Raw genomic sequence first — 18,037 nt, forward strand, 5'->3', positions numbered from 1 at the left:
CATGTCAAACAGCATGTTGGATAAAAATAAAGCGATTCTTACAGGGGGTGGGGCTTTATTATTAGGGCTAATCGTGCTTTTTTATTTGGCTTATCGCCCTAAGGCTGAAGTGTTGCAAGGGTTTTTAGAGGCTAGGGAATACAGCGTGAGCTCTAAAGTCCCTGGTCGCATTGAAAAGGTGTTTGTTAAAAAAGGCGATCACATTAAAAAGGGCGATTTGGTTTTTAGCATTTCTAGCCCTGAATTAGAAGCCAAGCTCGCTCAAGCTGAAGCCGGGCATAAAGCCGCTAAAGCACTTAGCGATGAAGTGAAAAGAGGCTCAAGAGATGAAACGATCAATTCTGCGAGGGACATTTGGCAAGCGGCAAAATCCCAAGCGAATTTGGCTAAAGAGACTTATAAGCGCGTTCAAGATTTGTATGACAATGGCGTGGCGAGTTTGCAAAAGCGCGATGAAGCCTATGCGGCTTATGAAAGCACCAAATACAACGAGAGTGCGGCTTACCAAAAGTATAAAATGGCTTTAGGGGGAGCGAGCTCTGAAAGTAAGATTGCCGCTAAGGCTAAAGAGAGCGCGGCTTTAGGGCAAGTGAATGAAGTGGAGTCCTATTTAAAAGATGTTAAAGCCCTAGCCCCTATTGATGGGGAAGTGAGTAACGTGCTTTTAAGCGGTGGCGAGCTTAGCCCTAAGGGCTTTCCTGTGGTGCTCATGATAGATTTAAAGGATAGTTGGTTAAAAATCAGCGTGCCTGAAAAGTATTTGAACGAGTTTAAAGTGGGTAAGGAATTTGAAGGGTATATCCCAGCGTTGAAAAGAAGCGCGAAATTCAGGGTCAAATATTTGAGCGTGATGGGGGATTTTGCGACCTGGAAAGCGACGAATAATTCCAACACTTACGACATGAAAAGCTATGAAGTGGAGGCCATACCCTTAGAAGAGTTGGAAAACTTTAGGGTGGGGATGAGCGTGTTGGTTACCATTAAACCTTAAAAGGGATTGTTTTGTTCAGATTGATAAGCGCATGGGTTTTACAAGACAAGTTCTTGTTTGTCGTGTGTTTTATATTGCCTTTTTGTTTAGGGGTTTTAGGCACGCAAATCTTTAAACAAGAGACCCCAAGACAGCTCCCTATCGTGGTGGTGGATTTGGATAAGACCACTACAAGCCATCAAGTGGCGTTTGAATTAGGCGCAACGAGCGCGCTTCAAATCAAATACCAGGTTACTAGCCTTTCAGAAGCCAAACGCTTTTTAAACTCCGCTGAAGTGTATGGGGCGTTAATTTTGCCTAGAGATTTAGAGAAAAAAATCAAAATGGGGCGAAAAGTGGATTTGCCCTTTTATTATAACGCTGAATACGTTTTAGTGGGCAAAACGCTCAAAAACGCCTTTTTGCAAACCGCTTTGACCTTAGACGCTAAAACCTTAGCCACCAAAGCTTTAGTGCGAGATTCCAATTTGATTTCTGCTAAAGCCCAAGCGATACCTATTGTTTTGCAATTGCATGCCCTATACAATGAAGAAAACAATTACACGCAATACCTTTTAAGCGTGATGCTGCCTTGCATGTGGCTCATTTTTATTGCGATTGGCATGCTCAATTTCATTCAAAAAACCTCTAACATGCGAGAGCTTTTAATCAGTATTGTAGCGAATGCGTGTGTGTTTAGCTTTTGGGGAATGGGCATGGCGTTTTATTTTAATCTCATTGGCATGGAGGGGAATTATACGCATTTGTCATTAGTCTTTTTAGCGGTAGTCTTGATGACGCTCATTATGAGCGGGTTTGTGGTGTTGGTTTATGGCGTTTCAAAAAGCGCTATTGAAACCGCTGGCGCGATTGGGGTCTATACCGCTCCAAGCTTTGCGTTTGCTGGGGTGACTTACCCGCAAAACAACATGGAAATTTTTGGGGATTTTTGGAGCCATTGCTTGCCCATTAGCCATTTTATGAGATTCTTTTTACAAGAGGCCTATTATAAGACGGATTTTACAGAATCTTTAAATTCGTTAATGCCGCTTGTGTTCTTTTTAATCTTTTTAGCCTTAGGGCTTTTGGTTTTTTATTTTTCTTTTAAAAAAGACAAGGCTAGCGCATGAATTTTTTTAAAATCCTTTTAATGGAGTTAAGAGCCATTGTTTCTCATAAGGGCGTTTTATTGATCCTTATAGGCGCTCCTTTAATCTATGGCTTGCTTTATCCCTTGCCTTATTTGAAAGACATTGTAACGCAGCAAAAAATCGCCCTTGTAGATGAAGACAATTCCTTCCTTTCTAGGCAATTAGCCTTCATGGCGCAAAGCTCCAACGAGTTAGAAATCGCTTTCTTTAGCCCCTCTATGCTGGAAGCCAAAAAGCTTTTAAAAGAAGAAAAAATTTATGGGATCTTACACATTCCCTCTCATTTTGAAGCCAATATTTATAAACAAGTGCCTGTAACGATAGATTTTTATGCGAACGCCAATTACTTTTTGATTTATGGCGCGTTAGCGAATGCGGTGGTGGAGAGCATCAACGCTTTAAATGATGAAATAAGGTTCAAACGCAACGCCCAAATAGAAGAAGCTGAATTAGGGACAGACGGGATTAAAATCAGACCTATCGCTTTGTATAACCCTAGTGAGGGGTATTTGAATTACGCGCTCTCTAGCGTGTTTATTTTCATTTTGCACCAGGTGATGCTCATTACAAGCAGCATGTTTACTAGCTCCAGGCGTTTGGAATTGGCCTTTTTAGACAAAAAAGAAATCGCTTTAAGGCTGTGCGCAAGACTCTTGGTGTTCATGGGGGCGTTTAGCGTTTTTATTTTATGGTATTTTGGGGCGCTGTTTTCTTTTTATGGGATCGAACGGCATGGGAGCGCTTTAATGGTGTTTTTGAATAGCTTGATTTTCATGCTTGCGGCCTTGAGTTTGGGGTCGTTTTTAGGGGCATGGATCAAAAATGAAGCCCACACCACTCAAATCGTTTTGATTTCTTCTTTGCCCTTGATTTTTATGATGGGTTTTGTGTGGCCTTTTGAATCCTTGCCCTCTTATTTACAGATCTTCGTTCAAATAGTGCCTGCTTATCATGGGATCAGTTTGCTCGGGCGATTGAATCAAATGCATGCGGAATTTATAGATGTTTCTATCCATTTTTATGCGCTTATTGCGATTTTTATCGTGAGTTTTATAGGGTGCGTGTTCAAACTCAGCTCTTTAAAGAAAGCTTGTGAAAACGCTTAAACACCTCATCACCTCCAAGCACCAGATTAAAGCGTCTCGTTTTTTAGGGTATCTTATGCCTTTTGATGATTTTGAAAAAACCCTTTTGCAATTGAAAAAAGAGCATTTTAAAGCCGCGCATTTTGTAACGGCGTTTCGCTATTCTTTAGAGGGTAAAATCACGGAGGGTTTTAGCGATGATGGCGAGCCTAAAGGGAGTTCAGGCATGCCTGTGCTTAGCGTTTTAAGGCGAGAAGATTTGATTAATATAGGATTAGTGAGCGTGCGTTATTTTGGAGGCACGCTTTTAGGGGTGGGGGGCTTGATGAAAGCTTATGCTAAGAGCGCATTATTGTGCGTAGAAAACGCTCAAAGAGAAAACGCTTTGAAGGATTTTGTGGAGTTGGAAACTTTAAGCGCTCATTATTCTTACAAAGAATTAGACGCTCTTCAGCGTGAAATTAAGAAATTTAGCTTACAATTAAGCAAAAAGAATTTTTCAAACCAAAGCGTGGAAGTGGAAATCAGCGGCGAAAGAGAAAATTTGCAAGCGTTTTTACAACAAAATAAGATAAATTAGGGAGAATGAATGGAATTTTTGAGCGGGTATTTTTTATGGGTTAAGGCTTTCCATGTGATAGCGGTCATTTCGTGGATGGCGGCGTTATTTTATTTGCCGCGCCTTTTTGTCTATCATGCAGAAAACGCCCATAAAAAAGAGTTTGTAGGCGTGGTTAAAATCCAAGAAAAAAAGCTCTATTCCTTTATCGCTTCGCCGGCTATGGGTTTCACGCTTATTACAGGGATTTTGATGTTATTGATAGAGCCAACGCTTTTTAAAAGTGGGGGGTGGTTGCATGCTAAATTGGCTTTAGTGATCTTACTTTTAGCCTATCATTTTTATTGCAAGAAATGCATGCGCGAGCTAGAAAAAGACCCTACAAGAAGAAACGCAAGGTTTTATCGTGTGTTTAATGAAATACCCACGATTTTAATGATCCTCATTGTGATCTTAGTGGTTGTCAAGCCTTTTTAAAGACCAATCATGAAAAAAGAAAATCGCCTCAAGCAAGAAAAAATCATCAACATGTTTGATGATATAGCCAGCTCTTACGATCAAGCCAACCGCTTGATGAGTTTTGGTTTAGACGTTAAATGGCGAGAAAGGGCTTGCGAGCATGCGTTTTTGTTTTTGGAAAACAAGAAAGCGTTAAGGCTTGTGGATGTGGCATGCGGGACGGGGGATATGCTTGTGGCTTGGCAAAAAAGCGCCCTCAATTGCGGTATAGAGTTTAAAGAATGTTTGGGGATTGACCCCTCTAATAACATGCTTGAATTAGCCATTAAAAAATGTGAAGAGCTTGAAAACAAAATTTCTTTCATCCAAGCTCAAGCCAAAGATTTAAAAGGCGTTGAAAATAACAGCGTGGATATCCTCTCCATTGCGTATGGCTTGCGTAATATCGTGGAAAGACAAGAAGCTTTAAAGGAGTTTTTTAGGGTGTTAAAACCCAGGGGCGTTTTAGTGATTTTAGAATTTTTAAAAAAAGACAACCCCACATGGTTGGATAAAATCTCAGGGTTTTACACGAATAAGGTTTTGCCTTTAGTGGGAGGGGCTATCAGTAAGAATTATGGCGCTTATTCTTATTTACCGCAGTCCATTGAGGGGTTTTTGAGTTTGGAGGGTTTGAAATTTGAATTAAAAAACGCAGGGTTTGAGGTTTTAAGGAATGAAGATTCTATCGCTCAAATTTCAACGACCATGCTTGTTAAAAAAAGCTAAAGGAATGTTATGCAAGATGAATTATTTGAAACCGAAAAAGCCCCTCAAAAAAACGCTAAAAACGCTAAAAACGCCCCTAAAAAAAACTTTGAAGAGCATGTTCATTCTCTAGAGCGAGCCATAGATCGCTTGAATGATCCTAATTTATCCTTAAAAGACGGGATGGATTTGTATAAAACGGCCATGCAAGAATTATTTTTGGCTCAAAAGCTTTTAGAAAACGCTTATTCAGAGTATGAAAAACTCCAAACGCCAGACAAAAAGGCTTAAAGCATGCGAGTGTTTGCCTTACAGCTAGAGTCTTTTGAAGAAACTCTCATGCAATCCCTATTCAACTCCATACCCAAGAAAAGCGTGGTGGTGTTGCCTGAATATGTGATCAACCGCTTTTTCCACCATAACATGGGATTGGATTTGAATGAGATTAACGCGCAGTCTGCGCGAGCGATGGAGTTTTTGTCGCAAAAATGCGAAGAATTAGATTTGATCGTTTCAGCCCCGGTGCTTTTAGAAGAAGATTCTAAAATCTATAAAAAAATCGCCCTCATTTCTAAAGAAAATATCCAGTATTACACCCAACAACGCCTAATCCCCTATCCTCACTGGGATGAAGAAAGCTTTTTTGACAATGAGAAAAGCGCTTTTAAAGAATTGCTCGTCTTTGAAAGAGACGGCTTAAGAATCGCCCCTTTGTTTGGCTTTGAAGCACATTTTGATGAAATATGGGTTCAGGCTAAAAATCAGGGCGTGGATGTGGTGCTTTTAAGCAGCGTGGCCACTTTTGAATCCAATGAAAGGTGGCGGCTTTTGTGCCAGATGCGCGCTTTTTGCGCTTCTTGCGTGGTGGTTAGGGCCAATAGGATTGGGGCGTATCGCCAGATCCTTGTAGAAGGAGATCAAAAAAACGAATTCTTGTGGAAATTTTATGGGGATAGTTTTGTGGCTTTGCCTAATGGCGCTATTGAAGATTCTTTAGAGGGTAAAATGGGGGCTTTGAGCGCTCAAATAGATAAAAACGATATAGACGAATGGGCTAAATTGTGGCATTTTAGAACGATTAAAGAGGGTTGAATGATTGATAGAAAACTTTTATTGCAAGATTTTGACAAGGTGGCTCTTTCTTTAAAAAAGCGTAACCATGCGATGGGTGATGAGTTGGAGCGTTTGCGCGAAGTCATCACGCATTATAAAAAGCAACTCATTGAATTAGAAGGCTTGCAGGCCTTTCAAAACAAGGTTTCTAAAGAGTTTGGTATCAAAATGGCTCAAAAAATGGATACAAGCGATCTTAAAAAAGAGCTAGAAAACAATAAAATCAAACTGAATGAGCTTTCCAAAAGCGTGGGCGAAGCAGAACAAGAAATGGATTTAAAGCTTTCCATAATCCCTAATTTAGTGGATGAAAAAACCCCTTTAGGCGCGAATGAAGAAGACAATATAGAAATTAAAAAAATCTTAACCCCAAGAAATTTTACTTTCAAACCCAAAGAGCATTTTGAACTCGCTCAACAAAACGGCTGGATTGATTTTGAAAGCGGCGTGAAACTCGCCAAAAGCCGTTTTTCGGTCATTAGGGGTTTTGGGGCGAAAATTTATCGCGCGCTCATTCATTTAATGCTGGATTTTAATGAAAAAAACGGCTTTGAAATCGTCTATACGCCGGCGTTAGTGAATGAAAAAATGCTTTTTGGGACCGGGCAATTACCCAAATTCAAAGAAGATGTTTTCAAAATAGAAAATGAAAATTTGTATCTGATCCCTACCGCTGAGGTAACGCTCACCAATTTATACAACGACACCATTATCAGCGTTGAAAACCTCCCCATTAAAATGACCGCGCACACGCCTTGTTTTAGGAGCGAAGCAGGGAGCGCTGGAAAGGATACAAGGGGGATGATAAGACAACACCAGTTTGATAAAGTAGAGCTTGTGGTTATCACGCACCCTAAAGAAAGCGATGCGATGCAAGAGTGCATGCTAGAGAGCGCGAGCGAGATTTTAAAAGCTTTGGAATTACCGCACCGGTTCGTGCAATTGTGCAGTGGGGATTTAGGCTTTAGCGCGAGTAACACGATAGATATTGAAGTGTGGCTGCCTGGGCAAAATTGTTACAGAGAAATCAGCTCCGTGTCTAACACGAGGGATTTTCAGGCTAGGCGTGCCAAAATCCGCTTCAAAGAAAATCAAAAAAACCAGTTAGCGCACACCTTAAACGGCTCTTCTTTAGCGGTAGGCAGGACGATGGTCGCTTTAATGGAAAACCACCAGCAAGCGGATGGGAGCATCCATATTCCTAAGGCATTAGAAAAATACCTTTAAGGCTAGTTCGTGCTGAATGAAGAGCAAAATTCATTAGAAGAAAAAGGGGGCGAAAACAAAAACGAAAAAGAAACCCCCTTAAAGGGCATTCATTCTAAAATCCCCTCTTTGAAGCAGGCTTTGGAGCAGACGATTAATAAAATCAAAAGCTCTAAAGAGTTTTTCAAACAGCTTTCACGCAATAAAAAAAAGCTTTATATCGCGCTTGGGATATTGCTTTCACTCATCGCGCTCATTGTGGCTTTGAGTTTGTTACTAGGGCATAAAAAAGAAAACCAACAAACTTCTTTACAAACTAATACCGCCACCACCAATAACGAAACGCCTAACAACACCAATAACGCCAACAATACAGAAGCCGAAGGGCAAATAGAAAATTTAGACTTGCCTGATTTAATCGGCAAAGACTCTTTGAAAAGAAACGATGAAAGCCAAGTGGATGCGATGATGCAAAAAGCGAGCCTTTTGTATGAGCAAGGGCAAAAAGATGAAGCCTTGCATTTGTTTGATAAGATCGCTTCTTTTTCGCAAGGGATTGCGAGCCATAATCTAGGGGTGATTAAATTCAAAGAAAAGGACTTTAACGGGGCGTTGGATTTGTTTGATTCCAGTATCGCTTCTAAAGAAAACGCGAGCGTGAGCGCGATTGATGCGTTAGTGAGTGCTTATCATTTGCAAGATGAGGATTTGTATTATCATTATCTAAAAATTGTGAGAGACACTCTGTATAAAGATTACAAAAAGTCTTTTTATTCCTACGCTTACGCGCTCAAATCCTACTACGCTGGAGAGTATTTTGAAGCCCTTTCGCCTTTAATGCACCCTAATTCCAACGCCTTTTTAAAGCCTAACGCGCGCTTAGCGTCTAAATTGTTTTTGATGTTTAAAGATGAAGCTAACGCCTATAAGCAATTGCAAAAAAGCGCGAACGCCCAAGATGAGATCGCTTTAGGGCTTTTGCAGGCCCGTTTGGGCCATTACAAGCAGGCTTTGGAGCATTTGCAGCATTATTTGCACAACTACCCTAAAGATTTAAACGCTTTAATGGCTTTGGAATTGGTGAGCTTGAAAAGAGGCGATACCCTTAAAGCGAGCGAAGCCTTAAAATTAGCCAGCCACACACAAGAAGACACGCTATTAGCCAACTCTTTTTACCCCATCAAGCCCACTATAAACCCTATGTTTTTAGACAAAGAAAGAGCCAAAGAGCGTTTTTGGAACACGCGATATTTTGAAGGCAAAAGGGATTTTATCTACCGCTTGCTGTTTTATTACGCCCCTTTTAAGGTTTTAGACTCTAAAGAAACCTTAGGCGTGATTGAAGAGGGGCTGTTTCTTTTAGACTCTGATACGCAAAAGGATTTAGAGGGGGCAAGCCTTGCTTTTAAAAGGGGGCGTTTGATGGCGATAGCGGATAAAAACGCGCTCAAAGGGCTGAAAGCGTTAGAAAATAAGCAGTTAAAAAAAGCCCTTTCTTTTTTTGATTTGTCTTTAAAAAATAGCCCCAATAACGCGCTTCTGCATTATAATGTGGGCTTGATTTATGCGCAATTGGAAAATTACCACAAAGCTTATTTCCATTTTTTAAGGGCTTTCCATTTGAATTCTGCGGATTATTTGAGCGCGATTTTTGCGATTTTAGCCTCACATTTCACCCACGAAGACACCACGGAGTTTTTAAGAGAAATCACAGAGGGTTTTTATAGTCATGATTTTTCTAGCCCCACGCAAAAAGCCTTACTCTCTTCGCTCATCGCTTATTTGAATTACCGCACGAATTGGGATATGGACTGGCTCAAAAACGCCCCTAAAAAGCTCCCTTTTTATTACGCGCTAGAAGCGGTGTTCGCTAAAGAGAGCAAGGATAAAAAATTGATGGTGCAATCCTTTGGGAATTTAAAAAAAATGCTCCCTAAAGATCTCATCTCTAATATTTTTTATGAAATCGTCTCGTATTACGATGCGAGTATCCGCCACACTTTAAGCATTTACACCCTTTTAGATTCGCATAAAATCAGCTGGGATCAAACCATGCAAGGGCCCATTTTAGGGCGTCATTTCTACACCTACATGGGATTTATGGTCAATGATTTAGATCATCAAGAAAGATTATTAGAGCAAAAAATCGCCAGTTTAGAAGAGGGCGAAGCCCCTAACGATTGGTTGGAAAATTTAGCGCTAGTGAGTTTGTTTCAAGGCCAGTATGAAAAAGCGGGCGCGTTGTATCAAAACTTAATTGATGGGCTTAAGGATAATGAGGTGCGTTTAAAAATCCTAGCGGGTTTGACTTATATCGCGCAGAATAATTACAATAACGCCGCTTTATGGCTAGAGCTTGGGAAATTAGACGATCCGAATAATGAAAATATCCGTTACGCTTTAGGGTTGTTGTATCAAAGAAAGGGGGACTTGAAATCAGCGCTAAACCATTTTTTAGCCATTAAAACCTCTGATTTTTCGTCGCCTTATTTTGATTTTGAAATTGACACTAACCTTTTAAAAGAGCGTTTGAACCAAGAAGAAAAGGGCGAGTTTTTAGAATAATGGGTTTTGAAAAAAGCATTTTAGACAATTTGAACGGAGCGCAAAAAATCGCCGCAAGCCACATTCAAGGGCCTTTATTGATTTTAGCGGGAGCTGGGAGCGGTAAGACTAAGACTTTAACGAGCCGTTTAGCGTATTTGATTGGCGCTTGTGGCGTGCCTAGCGAGAACACTTTAACGCTCACTTTCACCAATAAAGCGAGTAAGGAAATGCAAGAAAGGGCTTTGAAATTGTTGGAAAACCAAGCCCTTATCCCCCCCTTGCTTTGCACTTTCCATCGTTTTGGTTTGCTGTTTTTAAGGCAACACATGAGCCTTTTAAAAAGGGCGTGCGATTTTTCGGTGTTAGATAGCGATGAAGTCAAAACGCTGTGCAAGCAGCTCAAAATTTCAAACTTCAGGGCGAGCATTTCTCAAATCAAAAACGGCATGATGGATTTGAGCGTGCAAGATAGCGAATGTTATAAAGCGTATGAACTTTATCAAAACGCGCTCAAAAAAGACAATTTAGTGGATTTTGACGATCTGCTTTATTTGAGCCTTAAGATTTTACAAGATAATGAAAAACTCGCCAAAGAGACTAGCGAACGCTACCATTACATTATGGTAGATGAATACCAAGACACGAACGCCCTGCAACTAGAATTTTTAAAACAATTGAGTTGCGCGCACCATAATTTGTGCGTGGTGGGCGATGACGATCAGAGCATTTATGGTTTTAGGGGGGCGGATATTTCTAACATTTTAAATTTTTCCAAGCATTTTAAAGGGGCTAAAATAGTGAAATTAGAGACCAACTACCGCTCCAGCGCTGAAATTTTAGCGTGCGCTAATTCCCTTATCAGCCATAACCAACACCGCCACATTAAAACGCTTCAAAGTTTCAAAGGCTCGCATAAAAGCGTGGTTTGTAAGGAATATTTAACGCAAAAAGAAGAGAGCCTGGATGTGGCTTATCAAATCAAAGCCCTTTTAAAGAAGGGCGAAAATTTAGAAAATATCGCTATTTTGTATCGTTTAAACGGGCTTAGCCGCAGCATTGAAGAGAGCTTGAACGCTTTGAATATCCCTTATAGGCTCATTGGAGCGGTGAGTTTCTATGAAAGAGCTGAGGTTAAAGACGCTTTGGCACTCATGCATGTGGTGGCGAAAAAAGACGATCGCTTTTTTATTAAGCGCGTTTTAAACAAGCCCCCAAGAGGCCTTGGCAAGATCACTCAAGAATGGATTTTTTCTCTTTTAGATGAAGAGAGTTTGGATTTAGAAGAAGCGCTAAAAATTGGGGCGTTTAAAGACAAACTAAACCCTAAAAACGAATACGCTTTGAATAAATTCACCGCTATGATAGGGCGTTTGAGGGAGGCTTTTGAAATTTCAGTAGAGAAGTTTTGCGAGCGGTTTTTAGAAGAAACTAACCTTTTAAAAAGCTATGAAAAAGAAGACAATTACGAAGAAAGAGAGGGCTTTATTAAAGAGCTTTTAAGTTTAGTGAAAGAGCATTTTAAAACTAACCCCACGCATTCTTTGCTGGATTTTTTGAATGAAAGCGTGCTAGATGTCCATAATACAGAAAACGCGCAAAAAGTGAGCTGCATGAGCGTGCATATGAGTAAGGGGTTAGAGTTTAAGCATGTGTTTGTGATTGGGTTAGAAGAGGGGTTTTTCCCGCATAGGGGGTTCAATCAAGAAAGCGATTTGGAAGAAGAAAGGCGCTTGGCTTACGTGGCGATCACTAGGGCTAAAGAAGGATTGCAGCTCTCTTATGTCAAAGAGCGTTCGTATTTTGGGAGGAAAATTTCTTGCTCGCCCTCTGTGTTTTTAGAAGAAGCCCAGTTGCTCAAAAGCGATCAAACCCCTAAACAGGATCACCCAAAAGATACGCCCATTAAAGTGGGGGATTTGATCAAACATAAGATTTTTGGCACCGGTAGGGTTTTAGGCGTGGAAAAGGGCTTGAGCGGTTTGTGTTTGAAAATCAATTGCGGAGGGAATGTCTATGATAAAATCTCAGAAAAATTTGTAGAAAAAGTGGATAACGAGTTTTGAAAATTTTAACCCTTTTTTTGATAGGTTTAAACGCGCTCTTCGCCCTAGATTTAAACACGCTTAAAACAGGGATCAAAGAAACTTACCTCAAAGAATACCAAGACTTAAAATTGGAAATTGAAACAATTAATTTAGAAATCCCGGAGCGTTTTTCTCACGCTTCCATTTTAAGCTATGAATTGAGCGCTTCTAACAAGCTTAAAAAAGATGGGGTTGTGTTTTTAAAATTGGAAAATGAGCCTAATTTACGCCTACCGGTGCGTTATAGCGTGATAGGCAGCATGCAGGCTTTTAAAAGCGTTAGCGCGATTAAAAAAGACGAGAACATCACCGCTAACAACACCAAAAAAGAGCGCGTTTCGTTTGGCGCGCTTTCTAACCCCTTGTTAGAGGGCGCGATTGATAAAGTGAGCGCGAAACATTTTATCCCCCCTGACACGCTTTTAAGCACAGATAAAACCCAAGCTTTAATCATCGTGCGTAAAAACGACATCATCACCGGGGTGTATGAAGAGGGGCAAATCAGCATAGAAATAAGCCTAAAAGCCCTAGAAAATGGTGCACTTAATCAAATCATTCAAGCGAAAAATTTAGAAAGCAATAAAATCTTAAAAGCGAAAGTGTTGAGCAGCTCTAAGGCGCAAATCTTATAAAGGATATTCATGAAATTAGTTTTAGGCATCAGCGGGGCGAGCGGGATACCCCTAGCCTTGCGGTTTTTAGAGAAATTACCCAAAGAAATTGAAGTTTTTGTCGTGGCGTCTAAAAACGCGCATGTCGTGGCGTTAGAAGAATCGAATATCAATCTTAAAAACGCCATGAAAGACTTACGGCCTAGCGCGACTTTTTTTAACGAGCAAGACATCCATGCGAGCATCGCTTCAGGGAGCTATGGTATCCATAAAATGGCGATCATCCCGGCGAGCATGGACATGGTGGCTAAAATCGCGCATGGCTTTGGGGGGGATTTGATTTCTAGGAGTGCCTCTGTGATGCTTAAAGAAAAGCGCCCCTTACTCATTGCCCCTAGAGAAATGCCTTTAAGCGCTATCATGTTAGAAAATTTGCTCAAACTCGCCCATTCTAATGCGATCATCGCACCGCCGATGATGACTTACTACACCCAGAGCAAGACTTTAGAAGCGATGCAAGATTTTTTAGTGGGGAAGTGGTTTGACAGCTTGGGAATAGAAAATGACTTATACCCACGATGGGGAATGAACTGATGCAAAAAATCGGCATTTACCCGGGCACTTTTGATCCGGTCACTAACGGGCATATAGACATCATCCACCGCTCCAGCGAATTGTTTGAAAAGCTCATTGTGGCTGTGGCGCACTCAAGTGCTAAAAACCCCATGTTTAGTTTAGATGAGCGCTTAAAAATGATGCAACTGGCCACTACAAGTTTTACAAATGTAGAATGCGTTGCGTTTGAAGGGCTATTAGCCAACCTGGCTAAAGAATACCATTGTAAGGTGTTAGTTAGGGGCTTAAGGGTGGTGAGCGATTTTGAATACGAATTGCAAATGGGCTATGCGAACAAATCCTTAAACCACGAATTAGAAACCTTGTATTTCATGCCCACTTTGCAAAACGCTTTCATCAGCTCTTCTATCGTGCGATCCATTATCGCGCATAAGGGCGATGCGAGCCATTTAGTGCCTAAAGAAATTTATCCTTTGATTTCAAAGGTTTAAAATGTATGTGGCGTTAGAAGGCGTTGATGGCGCGGGCAAAAGCACTCAAGTAGAATTATTAAAAAACAGGTTTAAAAACGCCCTTTTTACCAAAGAGCCAGGGGGGACGAGAATGGGCGAAAGTTTAAGATATATCGCTTTAAATGAAAATATCAGCGAATTAGCCCGAGCGTTTTTATTTTTAAGCGATAGGGCTGAGCATACAGAAAGCGTGATCAAACCGGCTTTAAAAGAAAAAAAGCTCATCATTAGCGACAGGAGTTTGATTTCTGGCATGGCTTATAGCGAGTTTTCAAGCTTGGAATTAAACCTGCTTGCCACTCAAAGCATCTTGCCTGCAAAAATCGTTCTTTTACTCATAGATAAAGAGGGCTTAAAACAGCGCTTAAGCCTTAAAAGTTTAGACAAAATAGAAAACCAAGGCACAGAGAAATTACTCACCATCCAGCAAAAGCTCAAAGCTCATGCTTATGCGTTAAAAGAAAAATTCGGGTGCGAAGTTTTGGAATTAAACGCTAAAGAAAGCGTTAAAAACTTACACGAACAAATCACCGCCTTTATAGAATGCGCTGTTTAACCTGTTTGAAGCTTTCTTTTAAGCCTCTTTGCCCCAATTGCCTAAACGATCTGCCCTTAAGCTTAAAAGTGAGGGTTTTAGAGGGCGTGAGCGTGTATAGTTTTTACGCTTATAGCGAAATAGAAGAGCTCATTAAAAGCAAATACGCGCTGATTGGTTCTCGCATTTTGCCCTTGCTTTCTCAAAAAGCCGGCGCGGAATTTGTAAGGATTTTACAAGAAAAAGGCTTGAATATCCCCCTTTATGGCATCGCCATTGATGATAAAATCAAATCCTTTTACTCGCATTCCGCCGCGCTTTTAAAAGGCTTTTGTCAAGGCAATTTAAAACCCACTTATGGGACTTTAAGAGCCACAAATACTATTTCATATGCCGGGAAAAGCCTGGAATTTCGCGCTAACCACCCACGGGATTTCACCTTCAAAGGCGATAAAAATTTAGATTATTTTTTGTTAGATGACATTATCACCACCGGCACCACCCTAAAAGAAGCCCTAAAATACCTTAAAGCTTTAAACATTAAAGCGCACTTTGCGATCGCGCTTTGCAGCGCGGATGAATGAGTTATAATTTTGTTTTTTAAAAAAGGATAAACCCATGAATAAAGTTCCATCCATTGAGCCTCAAATCGCTGATAAGTTCAACAACGAGTTAAGAAATTATGGACTAGACTATAAACTAGAGCAAGAAAGCCTGAATACAGAAATTGATGAAGCTTTAAAAAATTACGCTTCTAAAAGTGGGGGTTTAGGGGGTAACCGCCCTGATGTGAAACTTTTATTAAACACACAAGACCCTAACAGAAGAATCCCTATTTTAATAGAATACAAAGGATTAAAAGATAAGCTCATTAAATTAGACAAAAACAAACTGGTAGAAAACTTTAAAAACCATGAGCCTCATTATAAAAACATTAGAGAATACGCCCTAAATGGGGCTTTGCATTACGCTAATGCGATTTTACACCACACGGACTACACTGAATGCATCGCCATAGGCATCACAGGCTATAAAGACAATAAAGGCGGCATATGCTCTCAAATCGCTGTTTATTATGTGAATAAAAGCAATTTGGGCATGGGGATAGATGTCTCAAAAGGCGAGCAAGCTTATAGTGATCTATCCTTTTTAAGCCGTAAGCATTTTAACGACTTTATTAAACGAGTAGACACCCTTTCTTTAAGCGATGAAGATTTAGAGCGCATTAGAGAAAAGAAAAACCAAGAAATAGAAGACTGCTTGACTTGTCTCAATAATGATATTTATAAAAAAGACAAGCTTTCTTTAAGCGAAGAAGATCGTTTGTATTTAGTGGTTGCGAGCATTATCGCTAATTTAGGCATCTCTAATTTGGTAGCCCCCCTAAAAAAAGAAGATTTAAAATCTAGCGATGAGGTCCATCAAAGAGATGGCGACATCATGCTCAGAAAAATCCAATCCTTTTTAGAGTATAAGCATTTGCCCCAAGAAAAAAAGCAAAGCATCATTTCTTTATTAGAGCCTTTATTAAAAAACGAAAACGACAACAAAGCCATTAATGGCGAAAGCCGTTTGAAGCGCTGTTTTAGTGAAATCGTGGATAATTTGGGCATTTATTATAAAATCGGTCTTAGCACGGATTTTACCGGTAAATTGTTCAATGAAATGTATCGCTGGCTGGGTTTCACGCAAGACCAATTAAACGATGTGGTGCTCACGCCTCCTTATGTCGCCACGCTTTTAGCCAGACTCTCCAAAGTCAATAAGGATAGTTTCGTGTGGGATTTTGCTACCGGAAGCGCTGGGTTATTAGTCGCAAGCATGAATTTGATGATAGAAGACGCTAAAAAGCGTATCACTAGCCCAAAGGAATTAGAGCAAAAAATCGCCCACATTAAAGCCAAGCAACTTTTAGGCATAGAAAAATTACAAAAAATCTATATTCTAGCGGTGTTAAACATGATTTTAATGGGCGATGGGAGCAGTCAAATCTTAAACCAAGACAGCTTGAGCGGTTTTGATGGCAAAGTCAATAATAAAGAATTTAAAGCTAACGCTTTTGTTTTAAACCCGCCTTATTCCGCTAGCGGTAATGGCATGGTGTTTGTGGAGCAGGCTTTAGAAAAAATGCAAAGCGGTTATGCGAGCGTGATCATCCAATCAAGCGCCGGCAGTGGCAAAGCCAAAGAATACAATGTAAGGATTTTGGAAAAACACACGCTTTTAGCGAGCATTAAAATGCCTTTAGATTTATTCATCGGCAAAAGCAGCGTTCAAACCCATATCTATGTTTTTAGGGTCAATGAAAAGCATGACGCTAAGCAAAAGGTGAAATTTATTAATTTCAGTAACGACGGCTACGCTAGAGCGAATCGCAAAAAAGCCAAAGCCAGCCACAATTTAAAAGACACGCATAACGCCAAAGAGCGCTACAACGAAGTCGTGGATTTAGTCCATATTGGCCAATCATGTTTGAAATTTTTAAGCGAAGATGACTACTATGAAAACACCATAGACCCCAAAAACGGGAGCGATTGGAACCAAAATAAACCCACCGACACCAAACCCGAATTAGAGGATTTTAAAAGAACGATAGCTGATTACCTTTCTTATGAAGTGGGCTTGATTTTAAAAAATCAAACGCCCCCAAAGTGATTGGCCCCCTTAGTAGCCAACTCAACGCTATTAAGTGGGGCGAGTTCAGATTAGGGGATTTGTTTGAAGCGAGTAACGGCGATTTTGACATCCAAAAACGCCATATCAATCATAAGGGCGAATTTGTCATCACCGCAGGGCTTAGCAATAATGGCGTTTTAGGGCAAAGCGATATAAAAGCAAAAGTTTTTGAAAGCCATACTATCACTATTGACATGTTTGGTTGCGCGTTTTATCGCAGTTTTCCTTATAAAATGGTAACACACGCTAGGGTATTTTCTCTCAAACCCAAATTTGAAATCAACCATAAAATCGGTTTGTTTTTATCCACGCTATTTTTTGGTTACCCTAAAAAATTCGGCTATGAAAACATGTGCTCATGGGTAAAAATTAAAAACGATAAGGTCATTCTACCCCTAAAACCCACCGCTAACACTCAAACCTTTGAGGATATTGATTTTCATTTCATGGAAAAATTCATAGCCGAACTTGAGGCTTATTTAAAAGTTACAGGGCTAGAAAACACCACCCTTTCTAGCGATGAAGAAAACGCCCTTAACGTTTTCAATGGCAACAATTCTGGGGGGGGTAATACCCCATGCGGCTTAACATGGCAACACTTCAAACTAGGGGATTTGTTTGAAATACGCCCCACAAAAGCCTATAACCTCACAAACCCTCATTTATTTGATAGTAACGCAAAAAATCCAGTCGTTACCAATTCTAGTTTGAACAATGGGATAAGCGGTTATTCTCCTTTAGAACCCACCGAAAAGGGCAATCAGATCACTTATAGCGATACCACGACTTCAGAGGGTATTTTTTATCAAAAAAGACCTTTTATAGGGTATTCGCATGTGCAAGGGCTATACCCTTTAAAATACCATGAGTTTTGGAATGAAAAAACCTTACTCTATATCGTTGTGGCTTTTAAAAAAGTAGCTTGTGGGCGTTTTGATTATGGTAATAAATTCAATCGTAAAATTGCTAGTGAAATGTCAATCATTCTCCCCACCAACCCACATGGCGGTATTGATTTCCATTTCATGCGCACCATCATCAACGCCCTAATGAAACAAACCATTCAAGGCGTGGTTCAATACTGCAGCGCTCAAATCCAGGCTACAAAAGAAATCATCAGCCAAGAAGCGCCCGTTCAAAAAGACTCGTTATTTTAAAAGGGGTTTTAAGCGCGCTCGCTTGTGTTACAATAAACTTAAAATTCGC

General features: G+C 40.3%; 18 protein-coding genes. All 18 read left to right on the top strand.

Annotated features, from left to right (window positions below):
- The first annotated feature begins 1 nt into the window (after position 1).
- Genes CS889_RS06945 through CS889_RS07030 form a run of 18 tightly spaced genes read left to right on the top strand, consistent with a single transcriptional unit; the run spans position 2 to position 17,988 of the window.
- The gene (locus CS889_RS06945) at positions 2–991 is read left to right on the top strand and encodes an HlyD family secretion protein (protein WP_000071798.1); all 990 of its coding nucleotides are present in this window, start codon (positions 2–4) and stop codon (positions 989–991) included.
- A 20-nt stretch (positions 992–1,011) separates the two neighbouring features.
- On the top strand, positions 1,012–2,100 hold the full coding sequence (locus tag CS889_RS06950) for an ABC transporter permease (protein ID WP_172825159.1): 1,089 nt from the start codon (positions 1,012–1,014) through the stop codon (positions 2,098–2,100).
- Complete coding sequence (locus CS889_RS06955; protein WP_089087235.1) at positions 2,097–3,227, top strand: ABC transporter permease; 1,131 nt, start codon at positions 2,097–2,099, stop codon at positions 3,225–3,227. The genes CS889_RS06950 and CS889_RS06955 overlap by 4 nt, the downstream gene beginning before the upstream one ends.
- Positions 3,214–3,786: a YigZ family protein gene (locus CS889_RS06960; protein WP_089087236.1), complete on the top strand. Its 573-nt coding sequence runs from the start codon at positions 3,214–3,216 to the stop codon at positions 3,784–3,786. The genes CS889_RS06955 and CS889_RS06960 overlap by 14 nt, the downstream gene beginning before the upstream one ends.
- Before the next feature lie 9 nt (positions 3,787–3,795).
- Positions 3,796–4,242, top strand: a complete 447-nt coding sequence (gene hemJ, locus CS889_RS06965; protein WP_000395098.1) for a protoporphyrinogen oxidase HemJ — start codon at positions 3,796–3,798, stop codon at positions 4,240–4,242.
- 9 nt (positions 4,243–4,251) lie between these two features.
- The gene (gene ubiE / locus CS889_RS06970) at positions 4,252–4,992 is read left to right on the top strand and encodes a bifunctional demethylmenaquinone methyltransferase/2-methoxy-6-polyprenyl-1,4-benzoquinol methylase UbiE (protein WP_089087237.1); all 741 of its coding nucleotides are present in this window, start codon (positions 4,252–4,254) and stop codon (positions 4,990–4,992) included.
- A 9-nt stretch (positions 4,993–5,001) separates the two neighbouring features.
- A complete protein-coding gene (locus CS889_RS06975; RefSeq protein WP_089087238.1) occupies positions 5,002–5,262 on the top strand; it encodes an exodeoxyribonuclease VII small subunit in 261 nt (86 codons plus the stop codon).
- Between the two features lie 3 nt (positions 5,263–5,265).
- The gene (locus tag CS889_RS06980; RefSeq protein WP_089087239.1) at positions 5,266–6,063 is read left to right on the top strand and encodes a carbon-nitrogen hydrolase family protein; all 798 of its coding nucleotides are present in this window, start codon (positions 5,266–5,268) and stop codon (positions 6,061–6,063) included.
- Positions 6,064–7,311 carry a serine--tRNA ligase gene (serS, locus tag CS889_RS06985; protein ID WP_089087240.1) on the top strand — a complete coding sequence of 416 codons (1,248 nt, stop codon included), beginning with the start codon at positions 6,064–6,066 and terminating at the stop codon, positions 7,309–7,311.
- 9 nt (positions 7,312–7,320) lie between these two features.
- On the top strand, positions 7,321–9,855 hold the full coding sequence (locus tag CS889_RS06990; protein WP_089087241.1) for a tetratricopeptide repeat protein: 2,535 nt from the start codon (positions 7,321–7,323) through the stop codon (positions 9,853–9,855).
- Positions 9,855–11,900 (top strand): DNA helicase UvrD, encoded by a 2,046-nt coding sequence (gene uvrD / locus CS889_RS06995; protein WP_172825134.1) that lies wholly within the window; start codon positions 9,855–9,857, stop codon positions 11,898–11,900. The genes CS889_RS06990 and uvrD overlap by 1 nt, the downstream gene beginning before the upstream one ends.
- Positions 11,897–12,553, top strand: coding sequence for a flagellar basal body P-ring formation chaperone FlgA (flgA, locus tag CS889_RS07000; protein WP_089087243.1), 657 nt, complete (start codon positions 11,897–11,899; stop codon positions 12,551–12,553). Before uvrD ends, flgA begins: the two co-directional genes overlap by 4 nt.
- Before the next feature lie 9 nt (positions 12,554–12,562).
- Positions 12,563–13,126, top strand: coding sequence for a UbiX family flavin prenyltransferase (locus CS889_RS07005; RefSeq protein ID WP_000780111.1), 564 nt, complete (start codon positions 12,563–12,565; stop codon positions 13,124–13,126).
- Positions 13,126–13,599 carry a pantetheine-phosphate adenylyltransferase gene (coaD, locus tag CS889_RS07010; RefSeq protein ID WP_042636077.1) on the top strand — a complete coding sequence of 158 codons (474 nt, stop codon included), beginning with the start codon at positions 13,126–13,128 and terminating at the stop codon, positions 13,597–13,599. The genes CS889_RS07005 and coaD overlap by 1 nt, the downstream gene beginning before the upstream one ends.
- A 1-nt stretch (position 13,600) precedes the next feature.
- Positions 13,601–14,176, top strand: coding sequence for a dTMP kinase (tmk, locus tag CS889_RS07015; RefSeq protein ID WP_000289021.1), 576 nt, complete (start codon positions 13,601–13,603; stop codon positions 14,174–14,176).
- Complete coding sequence (locus tag CS889_RS07020; protein WP_001203585.1) at positions 14,164–14,739, top strand: ComF family protein; 576 nt, start codon at positions 14,164–14,166, stop codon at positions 14,737–14,739. Before tmk ends, CS889_RS07020 begins: the two co-directional genes overlap by 13 nt.
- A gap of 34 nt (positions 14,740–14,773) precedes the next feature.
- The gene (locus CS889_RS07025) at positions 14,774–16,810 is read left to right on the top strand and encodes an N-6 DNA methylase (RefSeq protein ID WP_089087244.1); all 2,037 of its coding nucleotides are present in this window, start codon (positions 14,774–14,776) and stop codon (positions 16,808–16,810) included.
- Positions 16,807–17,988 (top strand): restriction endonuclease subunit S, encoded by a 1,182-nt coding sequence (locus CS889_RS07030; RefSeq protein WP_089087245.1) that lies wholly within the window; start codon positions 16,807–16,809, stop codon positions 17,986–17,988. The genes CS889_RS07025 and CS889_RS07030 overlap by 4 nt, the downstream gene beginning before the upstream one ends.
- The last annotated feature ends 49 nt before the right edge of the window (positions 17,989–18,037 follow it).

The organism is Helicobacter pylori (assembly GCF_900120335.1).
Classification (GTDB): domain Bacteria; phylum Campylobacterota; class Campylobacteria; order Campylobacterales; family Helicobacteraceae; genus Helicobacter; species Helicobacter pylori_BU.